Source organism: Polynucleobacter nymphae, from assembly GCF_018882155.1.
Taxonomy (GTDB): Bacteria; Pseudomonadota; Gammaproteobacteria; order Burkholderiales; family Burkholderiaceae; genus Polynucleobacter; species Polynucleobacter nymphae.
Genome location: NZ_JACVPA010000001.1, coordinates 576899 through 600014 on the forward strand (window position 1 = coordinate 576899; position 23116 = coordinate 600014).

The window sequence follows — 23116 nt, forward strand, 5'->3', positions numbered from 1 at the left end:
TCAAACTTCAATAGAAAAGAAAATACTTTACTGTTTTTTTAGCTTTTTTACCTAGACACAGGTCAAGTCTTAGGAGAACGGCCTAGGGTTGATGAAACCCAGATACCCGTCACGATCAAAGCAAATGCCGCGCCATGGAATAACTGCGGCGGTTCGCCTAGGATGGCGGCAGAAAAAATTGCGGTAAACAATGGAATGAAATTAGCAAAGAAAGCTGCAACTGTGGGTCCTGCCCCATTTACACCCAAACCCCAGCAACGATAAGCAATCAATGAAGGGCCAATGGCCACAAACAGAATTAAGGAGGCAGTCCAGAGGTTGAGATCTAAATAGGCATGACCAGCGGCAATCTCAAAACCATCAAAAAATCCTGTCCATAACAAACCTGCGAATACCTGCGCCATTAAAAATTGTGCCCAAGGCCACTGACGCTCAGTACTTGAGCCAGGCCTAGTCAACATCCAGCTATACAAAGCCCATGTGACAGTAGCCAGCATAATAAAAAAATCGCCAAGTACCATTTGCATCGAGAGTAGAGTCGATAGATCTCCCCTCGTTAATACAATCGCCACTCCTAGAAGTGAGACAACTGCGCCAACTAACTGCAATACATTCGCTTTAGTTTGATAAAAAACAGCGCCAATCAATAACATCCAAATAGGCATACTTGCGCCAATTAAAGTGACATTGATAGCGGTTGAGGTTTCTAAGGCAACATAGAGCAAAGCGTTATAACTACCAACGCCAAATAAACCCAAGAGTAAAAAGCGCTTCTTGTTCTGCCATAAAGCACTACTCGGCGCAAAAACCCGCCAGCCTAAAGGAAGCAGCAGCAATGCCGCGAGGCCCCAACGCACTGTGCTTAAGGTGATTGGTGAAACAGCCCCACTAGCAACCAAAACACGGCCCGTAATCGCATTACCAGCCCATAAGGCAGTAGCTATCAATAAATATGAAATCGTTGCGAGGTTCAGTTGAGGCATTCAGAAGAATCAAAAGTAGACAGGCATTCAAGGGCCCCAAGAGGGGTACCCTAGTATTGTAGAAACAAATCCCAGGTATTGCTAAGATAGAGCTTAATTAAATAAATGTCTCATATAGCTGGCATTCCATAGAAGGATACATTTTGGCAATCATTACCAATATCGAAGACTTAAGGGTACTCCATAAAAAACGTACCCCCAAGATGTTTTATGACTATGCTGATTCAGGATCTTGGACTGAGTCTACCTACCGCGCTAATGAATCAGAGTTTCAGAAAATCAAACTACGTCAACGTGTAGCAGTTGATATGACTAATCGCACCACGAAAACAACGATGGTAGGTCAAGAAGTCAGAATGCCTGTAGCACTCGCCCCTACTGGACTAACAGGCATGCAGCATGCTGATGGTGAAATTCTTGCTGCTAGAGCGGCAGAAAAATTTGGTGTGCCTTTTTGCTTATCTACTATGAGCATCTGCTCTATCGAAGATGTAGCAGAACGCACCACTAAGCCATTTTGGTTTCAGCTCTATGTCATGAAGGATCGTGGCTTTATCGAGCGTCTCATTGAACGCGCTAAAGCTGCCAAATGCTCGGCTCTGGTTCTCACATTAGACTTGCAGATTTTGGGTCAGCGCCATAAAGACCTCAAGAATGGTCTAAGCGCCCCACCTAAGCTGACGATTGCCAACATGATCAATATGGCAAGCAAACCACGCTGGTGCCTTGGGATGGCGATGACGCCACGCAGAACTTTCCGCAATATTGTTGGGCACGCCAGCGGCGTGGGCAATATGTCCTCCCTCTCATCTTGGACTGCCGAGCAGTTTGATCCAGGCTTGAGCTGGAATGATGTGGAATGGATCAAAAAACTCTGGGGTGGAAAGCTCATCATCAAGGGAATCTTAGACGCAGAGGATGCTCGCCTAGCGGCAAATACTGGTGCTGATGCATTAATCGTTTCCAATCATGGTGGCCGACAATTAGACGGTGCCATCTCTAGTATTGAAGCACTGCCAGGAATTGTGGCAGCCGTTGGCAAAGATATTGAAGTCTGGATGGATGGCGGTATTCGTTCTGGTCAGGATGTTTTAAAGGCTTGGGCTTTGGGTGCTCGGGGCACAATGATTGGCAGGCCATTTCTGTATGGCTTAGGCGCTATGGGTGAGGCAGGCGTTACCAAGTGCCTGGAGATTATTCAAAATGAATTGGATATCACGATGGCATTTACCGGGCATCGTGATATTCAGAATGTGACTAAAGATATTTTGTATCCAGGAACTTTTTAAATTACATATCTTCTAAACTACCCCGTCCTTGTTTTTGGAATTACGTTCCTAGTATTTTCATTTGCTGTTTTTTTCGGCAATGTCGTATTAAGCCGCTACCGCACCAAAGATACAGAGACGTCAGAAGATCTTGGAATCATTCAAACGGCGACGCTCACTCTACTGGCCTTGATTATTGGCTTCACTTTTTCTATGGCGATTGATCGGCACGATCAGCGTGAGCTACTTGAGGAGAGTGAAGCTAACGCAATCAGCACAGAATATTTAAGGGCTGATTTACTCCCTCCAAAATTAACTATGACCACTCAAGATTTACTGAATCAATACCTTGATCAACGCATCCTGTTCTACTCAAGGCAGACCAATGAGGTTGCACAAGAAATTAATCAGAAAACAAACGCAATTGAGCAAACACTTTGGAATGATATTTTGTCAATTGCTCGTACCAACCATACAGCTACTATTGCACTGGTAGTATCAGGCATGAATGATGTATTCAACGCTCGAGGTTACGTCCAGGCTGCCTGGTGGAATCGCATACCTAATACTGCATGGGCTCTGATGACAGCAATCGCTGTCTGTGCCAACATATTAGTGGGATTTGGAGCGCGCAATTTCAAAAAGAATATTGCTTTATTTATGATCTTTCCTTTTGTAATTGCGGTATCGTTCTTCTTAATTGCTGATATTGATAGCCCAAGAAGTGGCGTCATTCGGATTGAGGCACGAAACTTGATTGCACTGAAAAATACATTAAATTCACAGACTAAGATCCAAACCTCTTCCCAAGGTAGTAATTAAGCATCACCATAAAGGCGGTACATATGAAACGTGTAGTTGATGTATTTAAGAACCATGGCCGAGAGCTCGTTTGGACCTATGTCATCAACCTTCAAAATGACGATGAATTTCATCCAGGCCAACTTGACTTTGAAGCTGAGGCCCTCAGACTCTCGCAAATCGATAAAAGAGGCTCCACTAACGAACTGAGCGCAAAAGTCAGGCTGAATTAGAGGGCTAAGCCCCTTCCTATGCCCCAAAAATAAGGGAAATTACCCATAAAGTTGTTATTGTTATTCTTAATGAGATTCATTATCATTTATGATGAACCTTCATTTTAAATAGCACAATATGTCAACAACTCGTTATCACCCCGCCTCCATCCTTCTCCACTGGTTTGTATTCCTACTGGTAATCGCAGCATTTATTGCCATTGAGTTAAAGGGGCAATTCCCCAAAGGAAGCGAACCACGTGAGCTTTGCAAAACTGTCCACGGTGTCTTTGGGCAGCTCATTTTTATAGCCATGGCTCTGCGCCTGATGCTTCGTTTCATTTATGGTGTTCCCAAACCAACGAATCCGAAACCTTTCGTCATCACCTTGGCTAAGACAATGCATTGGCTAATGTATGGCCTGCTATTGATATCACCTATCTTTGGTATCCTGTATTTTCAGTATGGCGGCAAGGAAATTAATTTCTTTGGCTTGGTATGGCCTCAACTAGTTATCCCGAATCCAGAGATGAAAAAGCTCGTTGAAGAGATCCATGAGTTTTTAGGAAACAGTCTTTACTTTTTGATTGGCGCCCATGCATTAGCCGCTTTATGGCAACATTACGTTGTAAAGGACGATACACTTCGTCGTATGTTAAATAAAGTTAAAGCGTCAACCTAGGAGTTTGCAAAAGATGAAGTCATTATCTAAAAAAGCGAAGATGGCCATTGGCTGGACGGTATTAATGACTGTAGTTGGTACTGCCATGCTGCATCAATGGCAGTTCTTTGCCATGGGTTGCGCCTCGATTGCATTGCTATTAGTTGCCAACCAATACGATCTTCTAAAAGATCCTGAAGACAAAAAATAAATCCCGTCATTAAGGACGAGGTTTAGTTACTTCATCTTCATAGTTTTAAAGCGCTCTCCTAAATCTGGATTGGCAACATCAATACGGCCATCAGCAACTGTATTAGCCAAACTTTCCTCTAGAGCTTTCTCACCCAATGATGAATTTTGCCAAATTCTGCAGAATTGCTTGGCCCAAGAAAAAAAATGGGATTAAATTTAAAATAGGGATCTGATATTTAGGAGATAAGTATGAAAACTTGGCAATGTATCGTATGCGGCTTCATTTATGACGAGGCACAAGGCTTACCAGAAGATGGCATCGCGCCTGGAACATTGTGGGCAGACATCCCAGATAGCTGGTCCTGCCCAGATTGTGGTGTAGAAAAATCTGACTTTGAAATGGTTCAGGTAAGCTAAGCACTCTGCTGTTGTTGCTTTATTGATCTGTTTGCTTTACTTGGGAGCTTAGCTTTGACTCAAAACATGCCTGATTCATCTACCATTGTCATCATTGGTAGTGGCTTAGCTGGATACACTCTGATTCGTGAAATTCGTAAACTAGATAAAACTGTACCGATTACCTTAGTCACGCGCGAGCCTGGCTATTTTTATTCCAAACCAATGCTATCTACTGCGCTTGCTAGCAAGAAAGAAGCTGGCCAACTGATTACTACAGCGTCTGAAGGGATGGCATCACAATTAGAAATTAATATTCTTTCTCAGACTGATGTCAGTGCAATCGATACTGCTGCGCAAATGCTGCAAACCAGTGCAGGCCACATCCCCTATGGAAAGCTAGTATTGGCGTTGGGCGCAGATCAACTACGGATCCCTTTAGAGGGTAATGCCGTCAGCGAGGTTCTGACTGTCAATGATCTAGCCGATTATGAAAAATTTCGTCAGGCGATTGTAGGCAAAAAGAAAGTAGCAATACTTGGTGCCGGATTAATTGGCTGTGAATTTGCAAATGATTTAGTTTTAGGTGGCTATGAGGTTGATGTGATTGACCTTGCCCCGCAAGTGCTTGGTCGCCTATTACCCGAAGCTGCAGCTCAAGCGCTCCAAAATAAGCTCAGTGATGCCGGTGTGCACTGGCACTTCTCCACCACCGTTAAAACAGTCAATCGCAATGGCGATGTCCTAGAAATTCTTCTCGCTAATGGTGATTCCATTATTTGTGATGTAACCCTTTCTGCTGTTGGTTTAAGACCTAGAGTAGATTTAGCTAAGGCTGCAGGAGTAAAGACTGGGCTAGGCATTCAGGTTAATCGTGAATTAGAAACTAGCTCTAGTAATGTTTACTCACTTGGCGATTGTGCAGAGGTTGATGGCTTGGTCCTCCCCTATGTCATGCCCATCATGCAAGCTGCACGCGCATTGGCACCGACACTGCTTGGAACAGTCACCATGCTCAGCTACCCAGCGATGCCTGTAATGGTTAAAACACCTGCACTGCCAACAGTTGTATCTCCACCAGCCCAAGGCGCTGATGGACAGTGGAAAACAAGTACTCTTGAAGGCGGCATTGAGGCTCGCTTTGAAGCCCCTGATGGCAAGCTACTGGGGTTTGCATTAATGGGAAGTGCTACGACGCAACGCGCTGCACTGACGAAAGAGCTGCCACCAATATTGCAATCGCTTTCATAGCAATAAAAAGGCCCGCATTGCGGGCCTTTTCTTTAACACTAAAGCGGTGATTAAGAAACCACAACAAACCAAGTCGTGTTGTGTGACTGAGCACTCATCAAGAACAGCATTGGTACTGAGAGCACTGTATTGATGCGTGAAGTCAACATTGCAACGCGTGCTGACTTTGCTTTTACATCTGGCTCAACAGCAACGATACCAAGAGCGCGCTTCTGATTTGGCCAAATAATGAACCATACATTAAAGGCCATGATCAAGGCGATCCACATACCTAAACCGATTGCGCGGAATGGTGCTTGGAGTGTGAAAGCTTGGTGTGCATAGCCATTTAAGATCGCTACGATTAAACCAGTAAGAACCGTCAAGAGCGCTGCCCAGCGGAACCAAAACAATGCAGTTGGGGCAATCACCTTGCCAATTGCTGGCTTTTGCTCATCAGGGATTTTTGGCATAGAAGGAATTTGCACAAAATTGAAGTACCAGAGCAAACCGATCCACATCACACCACACATCACGTGCAGCCAACGGAATATGAAAGGCAATTCAGGAGAGCTAAAATTACCGCCCAAAGCGAGGATGATGAGAATGAGCAGTACAAAACCAGCTAAAACAGTACGTCCCAAAGAGGTCAAGATTGATGCCATGGAAGGATCTCCTATGAGTAATAATGGGTCTAACTATAAACGATTCTCGCGAATTTGTTCCATCCTACAAAAATATATAAATCTTACTTAAAATAGATACTTAGCTCATTTTGGGGCGCAAAATCCACTTATATATGACAAGCAGCTTATCTCCTCAAAACCCAAAAAGAATCTATATCCAAGAGGTAGTCACCCGGGATGGATTGCAAGCGGAAAGTACATTTGTGCCTACAGAGCAAAAAATTGCCCTCATCAATCGCCTCAGTCGCACTGGTTACGCCAAGATTGAAGTCAGTTCATTCACCAGCCCCAAAGCTATCCCTATGTTGGCTGATGCTGAAGCAGTCATGCAAGGAATTGATCGTGTGCCAGGTGTTGAATACACCGTCCTCATCCCAAACCTCAAAGGTGCCGAGCGTGCCTTAAGCGTTGGAGTGGATGAATTCAATCTCGTCATGTCAGTGAGTGAAGCGCATAACCAAGCCAATCTCAAAATGAGCTGCGAAGATTCTTTCAAAGGCTTGACCTCAGTGATTGAATTGGCACACGCCAACAATACAGCGGTGAATATTTCTTTATCTACTAGCTTTGGTTGTCCCATGTCTGGCATCACCTCTTTAGCAGAATTAATGCACTGGGTAGATCGCTTTGCTGCAACTGGCATACGGGGTATCACGATCTGCGATACCACCGGCATGGCCAACCCAGCACAAGTGCAATCTGTCTGCGAAGCAGTTCAAGCTAAGTATCCCAAGCTGCAATGGACATTACACTTTCACAATACCCGTGGCATGGGTCTTGCCAATGCTTTGGCTGCGGTCAACAGCGGTATTGATCGCTTTGACTCTTCATTGGGCGGGCTAGGTGGCTGCCCTTACGCCCCAGGTGCAACAGGAAATATTTGCACTGAAGAACTGGTGCACATGCTTGATCTGATGGGCTTTAATACCAATATGCAGATTGATACATTATTAGAGTGCTCTAACGATTTGCAATCTCTCATTGGGCGCACACTACCAAGTCAATTATTAATGGCCGGAAAAGTTGATAGGCTCTATCAAGCACCCTGCCAACTCTAAGTAAATTGATTACATTAAAGGATGCAAGTCATGCTCCACTTCAGTAAAGTTGCAATCACTTCCTTTTTTATTGGCAACTGCTTTTTATTCAATGTGAATGCACAAGAATTTCCACCAAAGAAAACCATCACCATTGTTGTTGGCTTCTCAGCAGGAGGCTCGGCAGATAGCGCAGCACGGATCATTGCCAAAAAACTGAGTGAAGATCTAGGACAAAACGTCATCGTAGATAACAAACCAGGTGCTGGCGGCAATATTGCCCACGCCTATACTGCTACTGCACCTGCTGATGGATCTGTCATCTTATTTGGCTCAATCGGACCACTCTCGATTGCGCCACATCTCATGAAATTGCCGTATGACCCTCAAAAAGATTTAGCACCTTTGACTATGGGTGTCACTTTCCCGAATGTCTTGGTAGTAATCCCAGAGCTGGGAGTCAAGAATTTCAAAGAATATATCGCAATGGCTAAAAAGAATCCTGGCAAGATTACCTTTGCATCTACAGGCAGCGGATCTGCATCTCACCTACAAGGCGAGCTCTTGAACGTGCGCGCAGATATTGACACTGTGCACATACCCTATAAAGGTGGTAGCCCCGCAATGGTTGACCTCCTTGGCGGTAGAGTCTCATCCTACTATTCAGCTTTGGCGACTGCCGATCCTTACATCAAAAATGGCAAGTTAATTCCGATTGCAACTACCGGCTTAAAGCGCGCGCCTACCCTACCAAACGTACCAACAATTGCAGAGTCTGGCTACCCTGGATTTGACGCTAGCAACTGGTATGCATTTGTAGCGCCAGGAAAAACACCGGATGTTATTTTGGAGAAATGGAATAAAGCGCTCGTGGCTGTGTTGAAAGACAAGGTCACTAATGCGCAATTAGCAGAGCATGGCTTAACTCCCAATCCAGGAAGCCGCGAGGATTTAGCAAAATACATTGCAAGCCAATCAGTCACTTGGGGAAAAATTATTGCTGATCGAAAAATCACTGATGATTAGGATACCCAAGGGCGATTGTTAACTCCCTACTACTGAGTTGTTACTGAGCAGTCCAGCCACCATCCATATTCCAAGCAACACCCCGTACTTCTGATGCATCTGGACCGCAGAGGAAGATAGCTAAAGCAGCCAACTGCTCTGGAGTTACAAACTCTCCAGATGGTTGTTTCTCAGAAACCAAAGCAATCTTAGCGGCATCATTGGAGATTCCCTCTCGCTCTGCACGCGCATCCACCTGCTTTTGCACCAAGGGGGTCAAAACCCAACCAGGACAAATCGCATTACAGGTAATACCTGTTCGCGCAGTCTCAAGTGCAGTCACTTTAGTCAAACCAACAACGCCATGCTTAGATGCAACATAGGCAGATTTTTGAGGGGAGCCTACTAAACCATGCGCAGAGGCTATATTAATAATGCGGCCCCAATTACGTTTTTTCATACCCGGTAATGCATGATGTGTTGTATGAAATACGGAGCTGAGGTTGATAGCAATAATGGCATCCCACCTCTCTATTGGAAAGTCTTCAATGTTTGCCACATACTGAATACCAGCGTTATTAATCAAAATATCCAATGCGCCAAAACGTTTTTCAGTCTGCTTAATAAGATCTTCGATCTCAGCAGGCTTGCTCATATCGGCGCCGTGATAATCAACCTCTACACCGCATGCTTTGATTTTTGCAATGGCTTCATCTTTTTCACCAAAACCATTCGCCATGATGTTTACGCCTTGCTTGGCCAAAGCTATTGCCATTCCCAAACCAATGCCGCTAGTAGAGCCAGTGACTAAAGCAGTTTTACCTTTTAAAGAAGACATATAAACACTCTCAACAAATGAATTAATAAAAACATAGAATACAACGAATAGATTTAGATCAAATGAAGCCAATGGCCTAATTGGTGCCAAAAGCTATTGGGAACCAAGGTTAGTAACCATGTCATCGTGAGATAACGTAGTAATTTACCGATAAACATATAAATTAAGCACGGAAACCAAGCTAAGCGGAGCCAGCCTGCTGCAATACAAAGAGGATCGCCAAACCCGGGCAGCCAAGATAGCAACAGCATTTTTGGGCCTCGCTGCTCTAGCCAAAGCTGCATGCGGCTATTCGTTGGACCTTTCAATGACTCAAAACCATTTCGAGAAATGAGGCCTAACCACCAATCCAACATACCGCCTATAGTATTACCAACGGTTGCAACAAATATCGCAATCCAATACATGCTGGGATTCAACTCGGTATACCCAAACAAAATGGGTTCTGAGCCGATCGGTACCAAGGTCGCAGAAATAAATGCACTAATAAAGACGGCCGGCAATCCAACGGATGGCATACCAAACCATCCAAAAAAATGCTGGAGCGCTTGATCCATTAAGCGAGGATCCCAGATTTTTTCAGGAAAGTAATTTGTTCTTCAGTTAAGCCAGCGGATTTCAGCACCTCATTAGTATGCTCTCCCAATGTGGGAGCGCGGTAACGAATAGCGCCTGGGTTTTGAGAAAGCTTAGGAATGATCCCGGGAACCTGGACTTTAAGACCATTCGCTGCTTGCACAGTCTCAATCACGCCCCGTGCACGATAGTGCGGATCCTCGGCAATATCTTTGGCTGTATAAATCTTGCCAGAAGGTACTTGGGCTTCCAATAGACCTTTAAGAACTTCATTCAAAGTTAAAGTCTCAGTCCATGCATTAATCGCCGCATCAATTTCAGTCACTCGTTTAGCGCGGCCGTCATTAAATGCCAACGCTGGGTCCTCACCTAAGTCTGCTCTACCAATCAAGGTCATCAAGCGCTTATAGATAGAATCGCCGTTACCAGCGATCAAAACATACTGCCCATCAGCGCATCGATAGGCATTAGAAGGAGCAATACCGGGCAAAGCGCCGCCAGCTGGCTGACGGATCGCACCGAATGCTGAATACTCTGGTAACAGGCTTTCAGTTAAATTAAAGACTGCCTCATATAAAGCAACATCAATCATCTGGCCCTCGCCACCACGAGCATCTCGCTCATATAAAGCGAGCAATACGCCGAGCGCACCATGCAAACCGGCGATCGTATCGCCAAGAGATACGCCTGCTCTGACTGGCACTTCATTCGGATGGCCAGTAATGTAACGTAGGCCAGCCATCGCTTCACCAATCGCTGCAAAACCAGGCTCATCACGTCTAGGTCCATCCTGCCCATAACCAGAGATACGTAACATAATGAGCTTTGGGTTTACTTTATGCAATTCTTCCCAACCCAATCCCCACTTCTCTAAAGTGCCAGGTCGAAAATTTTCAATGACAACATCTGCTTCAAGCGCTAGCTTTCTAGCAATCGCCTGACCTTCTTTTACACGGAGATCTAAACAAATAGATTGTTTATTGCGCGACTGCGCTTGCCACCACACCGATGTTCCCTCATGCAGCATGCGCCATTTACGCAGCGGATCACCAAGGCCTGGGGCCTCCACCTTAATCACCTCCGCCCCAAAATCAGCGAGTGTTTTTGAAGCAAATGGGCCAGCAATGAGCTGACCTAACTCTAAAACTTTGACTCCAGAAAGGATTTGTTTGCGATTCTTTTGCATTGGCAAGCTCATGCCCCTTGTTGATCTATGTATACAGATTATTTAGGCTATTTTCGCCTGATTTTCATCATTTTCCAGGATTTTCAAATCTTGCTTAAACTAGCGTCTAAATCACAAAATAAACCATAAAACCTATTAATCGAGAGCTCCATGAATCACCCTATTCCTAAACCAGACCAGTACCAAGAAATACGCGAGGCCTTACGAGACCTCTGTGGAGCATTTGACTCAGCCTACTGGCAAAAAATAGATCATGAAAGGGGCTATCCAGAGGCTTTTGTAAAAGCCATGACTGAGGCTGGCTGGTTAGCAGCTTTAATACCAGAAGAATACGGTGGCTCTGGATTGGGTTTAGCGGAAGCCTCCGTCATCATGGAAGAAATTAATTTCTCGGGTGGTAACGCGGGCTCTTGTCATGGACAAATGTACAACATGGGTACCTTGCTCCGCCATGGATCTGAAGCACAGAAAAAAATGTACCTACCAAAAATTGCTAGCGGGCAATTGCGTTTACAAAGTATGGCAGTGACTGAACCAACTACTGGCACTGATACTACTAAGCTCAAGACCACTGCTGTCAAAAAAGGTGATAAGTATGTTGTAAACGGTCAGAAAGTTTGGATCTCTCGTATTCAACATTCTGATCTTATGATTTTACTCGCTCGTACTACTCCGATTAATGAGGTACAGCGTAAATCAGAAGGAATGTCGATCTTCATCGTCAATCTTGCAGATGCCATTGGTAAAGGGATGGAAGTTAGGCCCATTGCCAATATGGTGAATCATGAAACTAATGAAGTGTTCTTTGATAACTTAGAAATACCAGCAGAAAATCTCATCGGCACAGAGGGTCAAGGCTTTAAATACATCTTAGATGGCCTCAATGCAGAACGGGTTCTGATTGGAGCAGAATGTATTGGTGATGCCTATTGGTTTATTGACCGCGCACGACGCTATGCTAATGATCGCGTAGTCTTTGATCGCCCGATTGGCAAAAACCAAGGCATCCAGTTTCCGATCGCTGATAGCTATATTGAAACCGAGGCTGCTAATCTCATGCGCTTTAAAGCATGTGCTCTGTTTGATAATCATGAGCCCTGTGGGCCAGAGTCCAATATGACTAAATACTTAGCTGCTAAAGCATCGTGGGAAGCTGCCAATGTTTGCTTGCAAACCCATGGTGGATTTGGCTTTGCTAATGAATATGATGTTGAACGTAAATTTAGAGAAACCCGCTTATATCAAGTTGCCCCAATCTCAACAAACTTGATTTACTCCTATATTGCTGAACATGTTCTTGGCTTGCCAAGATCCTTCTGATAGACAATTGAGATGAGCATTCGTCCACTAGATGGAATTACCGTTGTTTCACTCGAACATGCTATTGCTGCCCCCTTTTGCACGCGCCAGCTAGCTGATCTAGGCGCTAGAATTATTAAAGTGGAACGTCCCGGAGGCGGCGATTTTGCTAGAGCTTACGATAAACAAGTGAAAGGTCTTTCATCTCACTTTGTATGGGTCAATCGCTCTAAAGAGAGTTTGACCTTAGATTTAAAGCAACCTTCAGCTCTAAGCATTTTAAAAACTCTCTTAAAGACAGCGGATGTCTTAGTGCAAAATTTAGCGCCTGGTGCTGCTGCACGCATGGGTCTCACTGCTGAGCTTTTACAAAAAGAGAATCCTCAATTAATTTTGTGTGACATCTCTGGGTATGGAAATAATGGCCCCTATCGCGATAAAAAAGCTTACGATCTTCTGATTCAGAGTGAAGCTGGGTTTCTATCAGTGACAGGTACTCCAGAAAGCCCTAGCAAGGCAGGCAACTCCATTGCTGATATTGCTGCAGGCATGTATGCGTACAGCAATATCTTAGCGGCCTTATTACAAAGAGGAAAAACTGGTAAAGGCACAGTCATCGACATCTCCATGTTGGAATCACTTGGCGAATGGATGAGTTTTCCACTGTATTACGCCTATGATGGCGCTGATGCACCGCCTAGGAATGGGGCCTCACATGCCACCATTTACCCATATGGCCCCTTCAAAGCTGGCGATGGCAAGACTATCATGCTTGGACTTCAAAACGATCGTGAATGGGTTCAATTCTGTGAAACAGTATTAGAGAGTCCGATGCTTGCTCAAGATGAGCGCTTCGCCAACAACTTCAAGCGCAATGAAAAGCGCATTGAATTACTCGAAATCATTAACGCCTGTTTTAGCAAACTCACTTCTGAACAGTTAATTGCTCGATTAGAGCAAGCGCAAATTGCCAATGCCCACTTAAATGATATGGCAGGCCTTTGGAAGCATGAGCAATTAAAGGCACGCAACCGTTGGACTGAAGTGGGAACACCTCATGGGAATATTCCAGCGCTGTTGCCGCCAGGATTAAATGATAGCTATGACTATCGCATGGATCCCGTTCCAGCTGTAGGCGAACACACTGACGCTATTTTGAAAGAGCTGGGTTTGGCAGCCTCTGATATTGCCAATATGCGCGCTGCTGGCGCAATCTAAAGTAGCGGAGAGGTGAGATGGGCTGCATTTTCTAAATAGCGGCGCCAATGAGGACGCTCTGCCCATGTCTTTGGATTGATGTAATCGGACTGCGCTAAATATGACTCGATCAAGGTTTCGAGCTTTGAACAGAAATCAACGTTATAAACAATGAGGCTGATTTCAAAGTTGAGACGTAGGCTACGTTGATCAAAATTGACCGAACCAAAGATAGCTGCTTTTTTGTCAACTAGTAAGCTTTTAGTATGTAGAAGACCGCCATGGAACTCCGCAATCAATACCCCCGCACTCATGAGATCCGCATAATAACTTCTGCTGCTCCAAGCCACCAGTCTTGAATCATTTAGTTTGGGAACAATTAAGGTCACCTTCACTCCACGTCTGGCAGTCGCCATGAGCGCTTGCATTAATCCATCATCTGGGCCGAAGTATGGAGTGGTAATCGTTAATTCTTCGCAGGCACTAATAATCGCTGAAAGCATCACTTGATACAAAATATCGTCACGATAGACTGGGCCTGAAGCAAATTCTTGTGCAATGACTCCTCCCTCACAAGAGGCTATTGGAGTCTTGTGATCACTGAAATGCGTAATCTTAGGATTATCAACACTCCAGTCGAAAGAGAACGTCAGTTCAAACTGAGAAGCCACTGGCCCCTCAACTCGCACCATTGCATCAACCCACTCACCCACTCCAGAATCTTGCTTGAATGTGCGCGGATCTACTAAATTCATACTCCCAGTCCAAACGATAGCGTTATCGATGATGAATATTTTTCGATGTAAACGTAAATCGGCACGACGAAATTGAAATCTTCCAATCTGGATAGGCAAAGCTTCAGTTACCTCTATCCCTGCATTGCGAAAGCGTCCTGGCCATTTAGATTTAAACCAATCCTTACTTCCCAAAGAGTCTAATAAAACGCGGCAAGCAACACCACGCTTAGAGGCTGCAATCATTGCCTCCCCCACTCTGTCAGCATCACCGCCTAGGGCCCATATATAAAACTCGAGATGAAGGCTTTCTTTAGCCTGGTTAATCTCATCAATAAAGAGCTGCAAGATTTGCAATGAATGAGTATGTAACTCAACCTTATTCCCAGCAACTACTGGGGTGCCGTTATTGGATTCGGCTAAAAGACTGAATGCCCGGCCTGCAATTCCTAACTTCTCCCTATCCTGAGCGTACTTGATCCGCATATTCTCAGTGATTTGAGAATATTCACGATTCATGCGCGTAATTTTTCTAGTGAGGGCCCGACCTACAGGACGCTCGCCTATAAGCACATACATAGCAATACCAAGAACAGGGAAAGTCATCACAATAAAAATCCAAGCAAATGCTACTCCCACTGGTCTTCTAACAGAAATAATGATGCCAATAAAATAGGTGACTAAGACAAAGTGAATAAATAAAAGCCAATTGATGTTGAGATCAAAAAGATATTTTAGAAAAATACTCAGTAGGTCATTCATATCAGTTCCAGTTCCGCCGTTATTCCTAAATGATCAGACAATTTCATCCAGTCGTGCAAAATTTCTACAGAATGAATCTTCAGGCCTCGCACATAAATCCGATCCATTGCCAGTAAGGGCTTGATGCTAGGAAATGTCTTTGCTGGTGAGCCAGTCAAAACCTCAAAGACTTCTTCAAACCCGGCTGCTTTCATTGGCGCGCCAATCCGATTACGCCAATCATTAAAGTCTCCAGCCACAATGGTTGGGCCTTGCTGAGTTAACTCTTCAATATGTCTAATAATTTGTTCTAACTGACGTTCTCTACCCCGCTCAAATAATGCTAAGTGCACACAAAAGCAATGAATGGGCTGATCTACTCCATCAAGCCAAGTCACGCTATGTAGCAAGCCTCGTCTCTCAAAACGATAAGCGGAAATATCGTAATTTAATCCCTTATGCAGTGGGTGCTTAGACAGAATAGCGTTGCCGTGATGACCGTCTGGATACTCCATATTTTTTCCATAATGCCAGTCGTGCCAAAAGTCTTCTGATAGAAAGTAGGTTAACTCTGTAGAAGGCCATTGCTCAAATCGCCGAACTCTTCCTCGATGCTCTTGCTGTAATTCTTGAAGAAATAATAAGTCTGGGTGATGACTTCGCATTCTTTGTCGTAACTGATGAATAGTAGAGTGCCGATGCAAAGGCGAAACTCCTTTATGCACATTCATACTCATTACAGTGAAACGAGTGTTTCTACTCTGGGTCATTAAAATTGACCTGCTGCACGCTGCCGCCTCTGCCGTGCCAAATAAATCTCACCCTCAACTAAATCTTGGCACTGCATGCATTTATTACAAATGGATGCCTGCTCCCGCAACTCTTCTATTGAGTCAATAGGATGGGCATCGAGGTACTCTCGGAGATCCACATCAAGGATCTCGTTACAGAGGCAAACTACTTCGGCCATGAGTCGGAAAATAGGGATATAGGTTGCATTAAGCTTATTTTGCCATTGCCTTGATAGAATCAAGCCCATGTTGATTGCTTTTCAAGACGCCCTAGCTCTCCTCGCCCATCTAGATGGTGGGGTTCTGGGAATCGTCCTAGTTTCCCTGCAAGTAAGCTTAACCGCCTTATTCTTTGGCACCCTCATTGGCCTGCCAATTGGGGTGCTTCTTGCCACAGAAGAATTTAAGGGTAAGAAGTGGATCATCGTAGTCTTAAACACCCTGATGGGGGTCCCAACGGTCATCGTTGGAGTGCTTGTTTATCTCATGCTATCTCGCACAGGGCCTCTAGGAGCCTGGGGATGGCTGTTTACTGTCAAGGGCATGATCCTTGCGCAAATCCTTCTGACAAGCCCTTTAATTGCAGCCCTAAGCCGGCAAATTCTGGAAGATTCCTGGAGGATTCATCGGGATACCTTCTTGAGCCTCAGATTGCCGCCTTTGACCTGCTTCAAGTGGCTCATTTGGGATTGCCGCTTCTCTCTGACTATTGCCATCTTGGCTGGTCTTGCTAGAGCAATTTCTGAGGTAGGCGCTGTCATGATTGTCGGTGGCAATATCGATCACTCCACTAGAACCATGACTACCGCAATTGCCCTAGAAACCAGCAAGGGTGATCTTCCGCTTGCGCTTGCTTTAGGTATTGTTTTATTAGGTATCGTTTTATTGGCAAATCTTTTCACATTTGCAGTACGTCAAGTAGCGGAGCGTCGCTATGGATAATGCGAACGAACAATTTGAGAAGTTCATTGAGCTAAAAGACATTACCGTTAAAAGTAATGGCAGAGTAATTCTGAGTATTCCGCACGCCATCATTCCGGCAGATCGGATTACTGCTTGTATTGGCCCTAATGGTGCTGGCAAAACCACTCTATTAAAGCTGCTTGATGGCCTGATCAAACCAGATACTGGAACAGTGCACTACTCATTTACTAATAAGACTGCATTAGTCTTGCATCACACTCCAATGATCAAAGCCTCTACTAGAACTAATTTAAGTATGGTCAGGGATGCAGACTCCAAAATTAATGCAGCAGAAATACAGCAAGTGATCGAGCGAGTGGGCTTGGAGAAGCTAGCATCTGCACCTGCCCATAAGCTATCTGCTGGTGAGAGGCAGAAGCTTTGCTTGGGGCGTGCAATTTTGCAAAAGCCCAACTTAGTCTTGCTAGATGAGCCTACTGCAAATCTAGATCCCAACACCACTGAGCAAGTTGAAGAAATGATTCGTCAGTTTGACGCGCAAAATACGGATGTTATTTTTTCGTCGCACCAACTTGCTCAAGTGCAAAGGCTTGCACAGTACATCCTCTTTATTGATCATGGCGAGATAAAAGAAAAGGGACCCGTAGGCCCCTTCTTTTCGAATCCTCAAACTCAGGCTGCTAAACGCTACCTACATCAAGAATTAATCGCCGAATAAGTACGGCAGTTAATTACTTTGCTGCCGCTACCGGAGCAACAAATGGGGGTGGTGCCGTACAAGCAGCAGGCGCAGCTGCACCAGACATCTTAAAGCGATCCGCAACCCGGTTTTGGGCTTGGCAGAGTTGATAAGCACCCATCCTGTCACCATATGCACTTTTTGCCTTAGCCAATGTTGCAGCTTCTTGTGCTTCCGGAGTTAATGGAGGCAAAGCTGCAAATATTGAAGCAGAAGTGAATGCGCAGAATGTAAAAGCAATGATCTTTTTCATGGCTTTGTCCTTATTTATTAACTTTGTTGTACCAGAGCTCATGGTGCTCTTTTGCCCAGGTTGCATCAACGTAGCCAGACATCATGCCATCCGAGGAGCCTTGCATACCAATAGAGCCGATATAGATATGCCCCATGGCCATAGTCATCATTAGAACTGCTGCGCCGCCGTGAATAATATTAGCAATCTGCATAGTGCCGCGAATGTACTCAACCTGCATAAACGGTACGATCATATCGAGCACCAGGCCAGAACCCGAGATGACCAAACCTAGGAAGGTCATACCAAACCAGAACCAAATTTTTTCACCAAAGTTGAAGAAGCCTGCAGGAGGATGTTTTCCACCAAACATTCCGCCAAATGACTTTATCCAAGTGAGATCGCCTTGCCCCGGGATATTTCTAGTAGCAAACAGCAAGAAGAAAATAATGATGCTGAGTGTAAATAAGGGGCCAGAGTAGTTGTGAATATTTTTACAGATATTGAGGAAGGTGCCATAAGCAACCCCGCCCATTAAGGGCATTGCAAAGTACTTACCCCACAAAATTAGTCCGCCAGTCAAGGCAAGTCCAATGAAACTCGCAGCCATTACCCAGTGAGTAAAGCGCTCAAAACCATTAAACCGTTTGATCTTTTGACCAGATAGCGGTGCATGCAATTTGATTGGACCCTTGATGATAAAAAGGGCTGCAATGCCAAAGAAGGCAATCGCCAACAACCAACCACCATAAACGGTAATCACACCGTTACGAATCACGCGCCACTGTTCGCCAGAGCGCTGAATCAGAACGCTAGCCTCTTTGTCTGGGATGCTGACAAAGTTATATGGGTCACTGTTAGCAGACGTAAAAATAGATGGATTGGCTGGTTGCGACTGAGCCTGAGTTCCATTAGCTAGGCTATTGGGATTGGCTGGTACTGATTTAGGGGGAATGTCTACTCCGCTAGGAGAAGGCAAAGGCGCCATTGCTGCGCGCTCTGCATAACTCATTCCGCTCGCAAGAGTTAGCGACAAACCAGCAGCCACCACCAAAGTGCGTAGAACTTTAGAAAATGATCGTTTCATACACATGTCCTTAAACGTTTTCGTTTTATTTATTGTTGTTTAGTTGATCACTTAACGCGACTGTATTCATTCTGACCCTGATTGCGCTTGTCAACGGATTCAGTCCAACTGCCCTGATTTCCAGGAGTCCAGTTTTTTGTCATGAATCCATTGTTCGCGCCCATGTATGGGGCAACGTCAGGACGCTTTGCTGCTTTTGCTGCAATTTCTGGTGGCTCAGAACATGCGGCCAACAAAGTTGCAACTGCAAAACACAGGCCGAGAGTTTTGAAATTAAATTTCATTATTTAGCTCCTGGAATTTTTGCCGCGGGCGTTGGGGTTGGTGCAGGTGTATCTGGCCCACCATAAGCAGTAGTCCAACCAAAAGCCTTAGAGCCTGCGTACTTTCCATTTTTCTCACGAGTAGCAACGCGCTGATTGAAGATGCCTGAGATGATATCGCTATCACCACCAATTAAAGCCTTGGTAGAACACATCTCAGCACACAGGGGTAACTTACCTTCTGCCAAGCGATTACGGCCATACTTTTCAAATTCAGCAACACTACCGTTCTCTTCTGGACCACCACTACAGAATGTGCACTTATCCATCTTGCTACGGGTACCAAAAGCGCCTTGACTCAGGAACTGTGGCGCGCCAAATGGGCAAGCAAAGGAACAATAGCCGCAACCAATACAAATATCTTTGTCGTGAAGGACAACACCTTCATCCGTACGGTAGAAGCAATCGACTGGGCAAACAGCCATACAAGGTGCATCGCTACAGTGCATACAAGCCACTGAGATCGATTTTTCCTGGCCGATGATGCCATCGTTCACCGTTACAACACGGCGACGATTGACACCCCAAGGTACCTCATTATCATTTTTACAAGCAGTGACACAACCGTTACATTCGATGCAACGTTCTGTGTCACAGATAAATTTCATTCTTGCCATTGTGTTCTCCTGACTTTATTTTTTAACTTAGGCAAATTTCTCGATTTGACACATAGTGGTTTTAGTCTCTTGCATCATTGTCACCTGGTCGTAACCATAGGTAGTCGCAGTATTCACTGCCTCACCTAGCACGACTGGCGCAGCGCCCTCTGGATAGTACTTACGCAAGTCCGCACCCTGCCACCAACCAGCGAAGTGAAATGGTACGAATGCAGTACCTTGGTCAACGCGCTCGGTCAACATAGCACGCACCTTGATCTTGGCACCAGTAGGCGACTTCACCCAAACATAATCCCAGTTCTTAATACCGCGATCTGCTGCTGCTTTAGGATTAATCTCCACAAAGTTTTCTTGTTGTAACTCAGCCAACCATGGGTTAGAACGAGTTTCGTCTCCACCACCCTCGTACTCGACCAAACGACCTGAAGTCAGAATAATTGGGAACTTCTCATACAGTTTCTGATTCAAGTTTTGATCTTGAACTGTTTTATACAGAGTTGGCAAGCGCCAGAAATTCTTCTTATCTGCAGACGTTGGATACTTACGCATCATCGGCGCATTAGTACTGTAGAGCGCTTCACGGTGAATTGGAACTGGGTCCGGGAAGTTCCAAACTACTGCACGAGCCTTCGCGTTACCAAATGGATGACAACCATTCTTCATCACAACGCGCTGAATACCGCCAGATAAGTCAGTCTTCCAGTTCTTACCTTCAGCAGCTTTTTGCTCATCTTCAGTCAACTGATTCCACCAACCGAGCTTCTTCACAAACACGTGATCGAACTCTGGATAACCAGTAGTAATAGCAGAGCCTTTCGAGTAAGAGCCATCCTCTGCTAACAAGTTCTTGCCTTCACGCTCAACACCAAAGTTGGCACGGAAGTTACCACCACCCTCCATCACACTCTTACTGGTGTCATAGAGATTTGGTGAGCCTGGATGCTTAATTGCCGCAGTGCCGTAGCATGGCCAAGGCAAACCGTAGTAATCGCCGGTAGTGTCATAGCCAGTAACTGGATCAACACCACCGCGTGATTTCAAGGTCTTCGGATCAAATGTAGCAACCATTCTCATGTGAGCCTTCAAGCGCTCTGGAGTTTGACCTGTGTAACCAATCGTCCATACACCACGATTAATTTCTCTCAAGATAGATTCGACCTCAGGCTCTCTCCATTGCTTACCAGCAAATTTAGAGTTGAGCATCTTGTAGTTCTTTGATAGCTCATCGCCAAAACCTAGACGATCAGCAAAAGCTTGCATGATCACATGATCAGGCATCGATTCAAAGAGCGGATCAATCACTTTCTCGCGCCACTGTAATGAGCGGTTAGAAGCTGTAGCAGTTCCAACTGTCTCAAACTGAGTTGCAGCAGGCAACAAGTACACATTGCGATTCTTGTTGATTGATTGTCCTTCTGCAGGAGGCATTGCAGCCATCGCAGCAGTTGCACTTGGATATGGATCAACCACAACCAGGAGATCCAACTTGTCCATCGCGCGCTTCATATCAAGACCACGAGTTTGCGAGTTAGGTGCATGACCCCAGAAGAACAAACCTTTGACATTGGTCTGCTGATCAATCATGTCGTTATTTTCAAGAACGGCATCAACCCAACGAGAAACAGTAGTACCAGATTTCTCCATCATGTCTGGTGCATAGCGACCTTTAATCCATTCGTAGTCAACACCCCACACTGCTGCAAAGTGTTTCCATGAGCCAGCAGCCAAACCATAGTAGCCAGGCAATGAATCTGGGTTAGGACCTACGTCTGTTGCGCCTTGAACGTTATCGTGACCGCGGAAAATATTCGTACCACCGCCCGATTTACCAACGTTACCTAAAGCTAATTGCAAAATGCATGAGGCACGAACCATAGAATTGCCAATGGTGTGCTGCGTTTGACCCATACACCAAACTACAGTACTAGGACGATTCTTAGCCAAGGTTTCAGCGACTTTGTACATTTCTGCTTCTGGAACGCCACAAGCCTCTTCTACGTTTGCTGGAGTCCACTTTTCCATCACTTCTTTGCGGATCTCATCCATACCGTAAACACGGTCGTTGATGTACTTCTTATCTTCCCAGCCGTTTTTGAAGATGTGATACAGAAGACCAAATAGGAAAGGAATGTCAGTACCCGAACGAATACGTACGTACTGATCTGACTTTGCAGCTGTTCGGGTATAGCGTGGATCTACTACGATGACTTTGCAGCCGTTTTCTTTAGCGTGCAACAAACTCAGCATGGAGACAGGATGAGCTTCAGCAGCATTTGAGCCAATGTACATGGCAGCTTTAGAGTTCATCATGTCGTTGTAGCTATTGGTCATCGCACCATAGCCCCAGGTGTTCGCTACACCGGCAACAGTTGTGGAGTGACAAATACGAGCCTGATGGTCTGTGTTGTTTGTGCCAAAGAAAGAAACCCACTTACGGAGTAAGTAGGCCTGTTCGTTGTTGTGCTTAGATGAGCCAATAAAAAATAGTGAATCTGGGCTGTACTTAGTACGCAGATCTTTCATCTGAGCAGTAATTTCAGTAAGTGCTTGATCCCAAGAAATGCGCTGATACTTTCCATCAACCAACTTCATTGGGTAGCGCAAACGATAATCACCATGACCGTGCTCACGCAAAGCAGCGCCTTTTGCGCAATATGAGCCCATGTTGATTGGGGAATCAAATACAGAGTCTTGACGCACCCAAACACCATTCTCAACAGTAGCATCTGTAGCGCAACCTACTGAACAGTGGGTGCAAATGGTTCTTTTGACTTCGATCTTGCCTTTACCATCCAACATTGCTTTGCTTGGCTCGGCTGATGCCTTTTGCACCAAGCTCAGTTGACTAGCGGCAATACCAGCACCAACGCCAACACCTGAACGCTTGAGGAATGTTCGACGATCCATAGTAGGCACCGCTGCTTTTAGGCCGCGGGATAGGCTACCAATTAGATGTGATGAGGAGCGACTGCTTTGGGGGGTATTTGATTTACGAGTCAGACTCATATGTGGTCCCTGAGAAAGTTTTTTTATTTATTTAACAACAATTAATCAATATCTAGCGGTAATGATCTATTTAAAGCATGGTGCTTTCGTAATACTTACGCATATGTGCAGTAATGGTCTGGCCATCACTCTTGCTTTTCACTGTGCTACCAATTTCTTGAATAACGGCTTTGCCAATCGATGTTTGGGAAGCAACTGCAACAGCGCCAACAGCAGCGCCTGCGCCTACAAAAAACTTGCGTCGTGATGGCTGGTTTTCTTGGCTTAAAGCAACTTTGGATTTAGTGCTCATGGCATGCTCCTATTAAATGATTCTTGATCTCTATCAAGTGTAATTCGTATTCACACTTTTGAC

27 protein-coding genes are annotated in these 23116 nt (G+C 45.1%); 13 read left to right on the top strand and 14 right to left on the bottom strand.

The features are described 5' to 3' along the window. Nucleotides 1-62 precede the first annotated feature (62 nt). On the bottom strand, nt 63-983 hold the full coding sequence (locus tag ICN29_RS02985) for a DMT family transporter (RefSeq protein WP_216129572.1): 921 nt from the start codon (nt 981-983) through the stop codon (nt 63-65). 143 nt (nt 984-1126) lie between these two features. Between ICN29_RS02985 and ICN29_RS02990 the strand changes: the two genes are divergently transcribed. The 7 genes from ICN29_RS02990 to ICN29_RS03020 all read left to right on the top strand — a co-directional run bounded on the left by ICN29_RS02990 (nt 1127) and on the right by ICN29_RS03020 (nt 5764). Beyond that, a complete protein-coding gene (locus ICN29_RS02990; protein ID WP_216129574.1) occupies nt 1127-2272 on the top strand; it encodes an alpha-hydroxy acid oxidase in 1146 nt (381 codons plus the stop codon). Nucleotides 2273-2311: 39 nt separating this feature from the next. Continuing rightward, entirely contained in the window at nt 2312-3073 is a 762-nt protein-coding gene (locus ICN29_RS02995; RefSeq protein WP_500797030.1) for a bestrophin-like domain, read from the top strand. 23 nt (nt 3074-3096) lie between these two features. Continuing rightward, complete coding sequence (locus ICN29_RS03000) at nt 3097-3285, top strand: hypothetical protein (protein WP_216129576.1); 189 nt, start codon at nt 3097-3099, stop codon at nt 3283-3285. 118 nt (nt 3286-3403) lie between these two features. Further along, nucleotides 3404-3946 (top strand): cytochrome b, encoded by a 543-nt coding sequence (locus ICN29_RS03005; RefSeq protein WP_216129578.1) that lies wholly within the window; start codon nt 3404-3406, stop codon nt 3944-3946. Between the two features lie 13 nt (nt 3947-3959). Beyond that, nucleotides 3960-4136 carry a hypothetical protein gene (locus ICN29_RS03010; protein ID WP_216129580.1) on the top strand — a complete coding sequence of 59 codons (177 nt, stop codon included), beginning with the start codon at nt 3960-3962 and terminating at the stop codon, nt 4134-4136. A 230-nt stretch (nt 4137-4366) separates the two neighbouring features. After that, the gene (locus tag ICN29_RS03015; RefSeq protein ID WP_216129582.1) at nt 4367-4534 is read left to right on the top strand and encodes a rubredoxin; all 168 of its coding nucleotides are present in this window, start codon (nt 4367-4369) and stop codon (nt 4532-4534) included. A gap of 66 nt (nt 4535-4600) precedes the next feature. Beyond that, nucleotides 4601-5764, top strand: a complete 1164-nt coding sequence (locus tag ICN29_RS03020) for an NAD(P)/FAD-dependent oxidoreductase (RefSeq protein WP_216129584.1) — start codon at nt 4601-4603, stop codon at nt 5762-5764. A 50-nt stretch (nt 5765-5814) separates the two neighbouring features. Here the strand turns inward: ICN29_RS03020 and ICN29_RS03025 are convergent, their stop codons facing one another. Then, on the bottom strand, nt 5815-6408 hold the full coding sequence (locus ICN29_RS03025; protein WP_216129586.1) for a urate hydroxylase PuuD: 594 nt from the start codon (nt 6406-6408) through the stop codon (nt 5815-5817). 134 nt (nt 6409-6542) lie between these two features. Between ICN29_RS03025 and ICN29_RS03030 the strand changes: the two genes are divergently transcribed. Next, complete coding sequence (locus ICN29_RS03030) at nt 6543-7487, top strand: hydroxymethylglutaryl-CoA lyase (protein ID WP_216129588.1); 945 nt, start codon at nt 6543-6545, stop codon at nt 7485-7487. A gap of 30 nt (nt 7488-7517) precedes the next feature. Beyond that, a complete protein-coding gene (locus ICN29_RS03035) occupies nt 7518-8492 on the top strand; it encodes a Bug family tripartite tricarboxylate transporter substrate binding protein (RefSeq protein WP_216129590.1) in 975 nt (324 codons plus the stop codon). Nucleotides 8493-8532: 40 nt separating this feature from the next. Here the strand turns inward: ICN29_RS03035 and ICN29_RS03040 are convergent, their stop codons facing one another. From ICN29_RS03040 to ICN29_RS03050, 3 genes are read right to left on the bottom strand one after another with little or no spacing between them, the layout of a single operon-like run. After that, nucleotides 8533-9309: a 3-hydroxybutyrate dehydrogenase gene (locus tag ICN29_RS03040; RefSeq protein WP_216129592.1), complete on the bottom strand. Its 777-nt coding sequence runs from the start codon at nt 9307-9309 to the stop codon at nt 8533-8535. Nucleotides 9310-9362: 53 nt separating this feature from the next. Continuing rightward, nucleotides 9363-9866 (bottom strand): YqaA family protein, encoded by a 504-nt coding sequence (locus ICN29_RS03045; RefSeq protein WP_216129594.1) that lies wholly within the window; start codon nt 9864-9866, stop codon nt 9363-9365. Beyond that, complete coding sequence (locus ICN29_RS03050; RefSeq protein WP_255538044.1) at nt 9866-11083, bottom strand: CaiB/BaiF CoA transferase family protein; 1218 nt, start codon at nt 11081-11083, stop codon at nt 9866-9868. The genes ICN29_RS03045 and ICN29_RS03050 overlap by 1 nt, the downstream gene beginning before the upstream one ends. A gap of 138 nt (nt 11084-11221) precedes the next feature. Here ICN29_RS03050 and ICN29_RS03055 point away from each other — a divergent pair, with 138 nt between their 5' ends. After that, nucleotides 11222-12391, top strand: a complete 1170-nt coding sequence (locus ICN29_RS03055) for an acyl-CoA dehydrogenase family protein (RefSeq protein ID WP_216129596.1) — start codon at nt 11222-11224, stop codon at nt 12389-12391. Between the two features lie 12 nt (nt 12392-12403). Then, nucleotides 12404-13588: a CaiB/BaiF CoA transferase family protein gene (locus ICN29_RS03060; RefSeq protein ID WP_216129598.1), complete on the top strand. Its 1185-nt coding sequence runs from the start codon at nt 12404-12406 to the stop codon at nt 13586-13588. Here the strand turns inward: ICN29_RS03060 and cls are convergent. Genes cls through ICN29_RS03075 form a run of 3 tightly spaced genes read right to left on the bottom strand, consistent with a single transcriptional unit; the run spans nt 13585 to nt 16081 of the window. Further along, nucleotides 13585-15063, bottom strand: coding sequence for a cardiolipin synthase (gene cls / locus ICN29_RS03065; RefSeq protein WP_216129600.1), 1479 nt, complete (start codon nt 15061-15063; stop codon nt 13585-13587). The genes ICN29_RS03060 and cls overlap by 4 nt on opposite strands. Next, nucleotides 15060-15812, bottom strand: a complete 753-nt coding sequence (locus ICN29_RS03070; protein ID WP_216129602.1) for an endonuclease/exonuclease/phosphatase family protein — start codon at nt 15810-15812, stop codon at nt 15060-15062. Before ICN29_RS03070 ends, cls begins: the two co-directional genes overlap by 4 nt. Beyond that, complete coding sequence (locus tag ICN29_RS03075) at nt 15812-16081, bottom strand: hypothetical protein (RefSeq protein WP_216129604.1); 270 nt, start codon at nt 16079-16081, stop codon at nt 15812-15814. The genes ICN29_RS03070 and ICN29_RS03075 overlap by 1 nt, the downstream gene beginning before the upstream one ends. Here ICN29_RS03075 and ICN29_RS03080 point away from each other — a divergent pair. Together ICN29_RS03080 and ICN29_RS03085 are read left to right on the top strand one after the other, a co-directional pair. Continuing rightward, the gene (locus ICN29_RS03080; protein ID WP_216129606.1) at nt 16080-16775 is read left to right on the top strand and encodes an ABC transporter permease; all 696 of its coding nucleotides are present in this window, start codon (nt 16080-16082) and stop codon (nt 16773-16775) included. The two genes, ICN29_RS03075 and ICN29_RS03080, sit on opposite strands and share 2 nt — an antisense overlap. Continuing rightward, the gene (locus ICN29_RS03085) at nt 16768-17475 is read left to right on the top strand and encodes an ATP-binding cassette domain-containing protein (RefSeq protein ID WP_216129608.1); all 708 of its coding nucleotides are present in this window, start codon (nt 16768-16770) and stop codon (nt 17473-17475) included. Before ICN29_RS03080 ends, ICN29_RS03085 begins: the two co-directional genes overlap by 8 nt. Nucleotides 17476-17488: 13 nt before the next feature. Here the strand turns inward: ICN29_RS03085 and ICN29_RS03090 are convergent, their stop codons facing one another. The 6 genes from ICN29_RS03090 to ICN29_RS03115 all read right to left on the bottom strand — a co-directional run bounded on the left by ICN29_RS03090 (nt 17489) and on the right by ICN29_RS03115 (nt 23053). Beyond that, a complete protein-coding gene (locus ICN29_RS03090) occupies nt 17489-17749 on the bottom strand; it encodes a hypothetical protein (protein ID WP_216129610.1) in 261 nt (86 codons plus the stop codon). Between the two features lie 10 nt (nt 17750-17759). Continuing rightward, nucleotides 17760-18815: a formate dehydrogenase subunit gamma gene (locus ICN29_RS03095; protein ID WP_216129612.1), complete on the bottom strand. Its 1056-nt coding sequence runs from the start codon at nt 18813-18815 to the stop codon at nt 17760-17762. 47 nt (nt 18816-18862) lie between these two features. Further along, complete coding sequence (locus ICN29_RS03100) at nt 18863-19099, bottom strand: hypothetical protein (RefSeq protein ID WP_216129614.1); 237 nt, start codon at nt 19097-19099, stop codon at nt 18863-18865. Next, the gene (gene fdh3B, locus ICN29_RS03105) at nt 19099-19755 is read right to left on the bottom strand and encodes a formate dehydrogenase FDH3 subunit beta (protein ID WP_216129616.1); all 657 of its coding nucleotides are present in this window, start codon (nt 19753-19755) and stop codon (nt 19099-19101) included. Before fdh3B ends, ICN29_RS03100 begins: the two co-directional genes overlap by 1 nt. 27 nt (nt 19756-19782) lie before the next feature. Next, the gene (locus tag ICN29_RS03110; protein WP_216129618.1) at nt 19783-22761 is read right to left on the bottom strand and encodes a formate dehydrogenase subunit alpha; all 2979 of its coding nucleotides are present in this window, start codon (nt 22759-22761) and stop codon (nt 19783-19785) included. Nucleotides 22762-22831: 70 nt separating this feature from the next. After that, entirely contained in the window at nt 22832-23053 is a 222-nt protein-coding gene (locus tag ICN29_RS03115; protein WP_216129620.1) for a twin-arginine translocation signal domain-containing protein, read from the bottom strand. Nucleotides 23054-23116 lie beyond the last annotated feature (63 nt).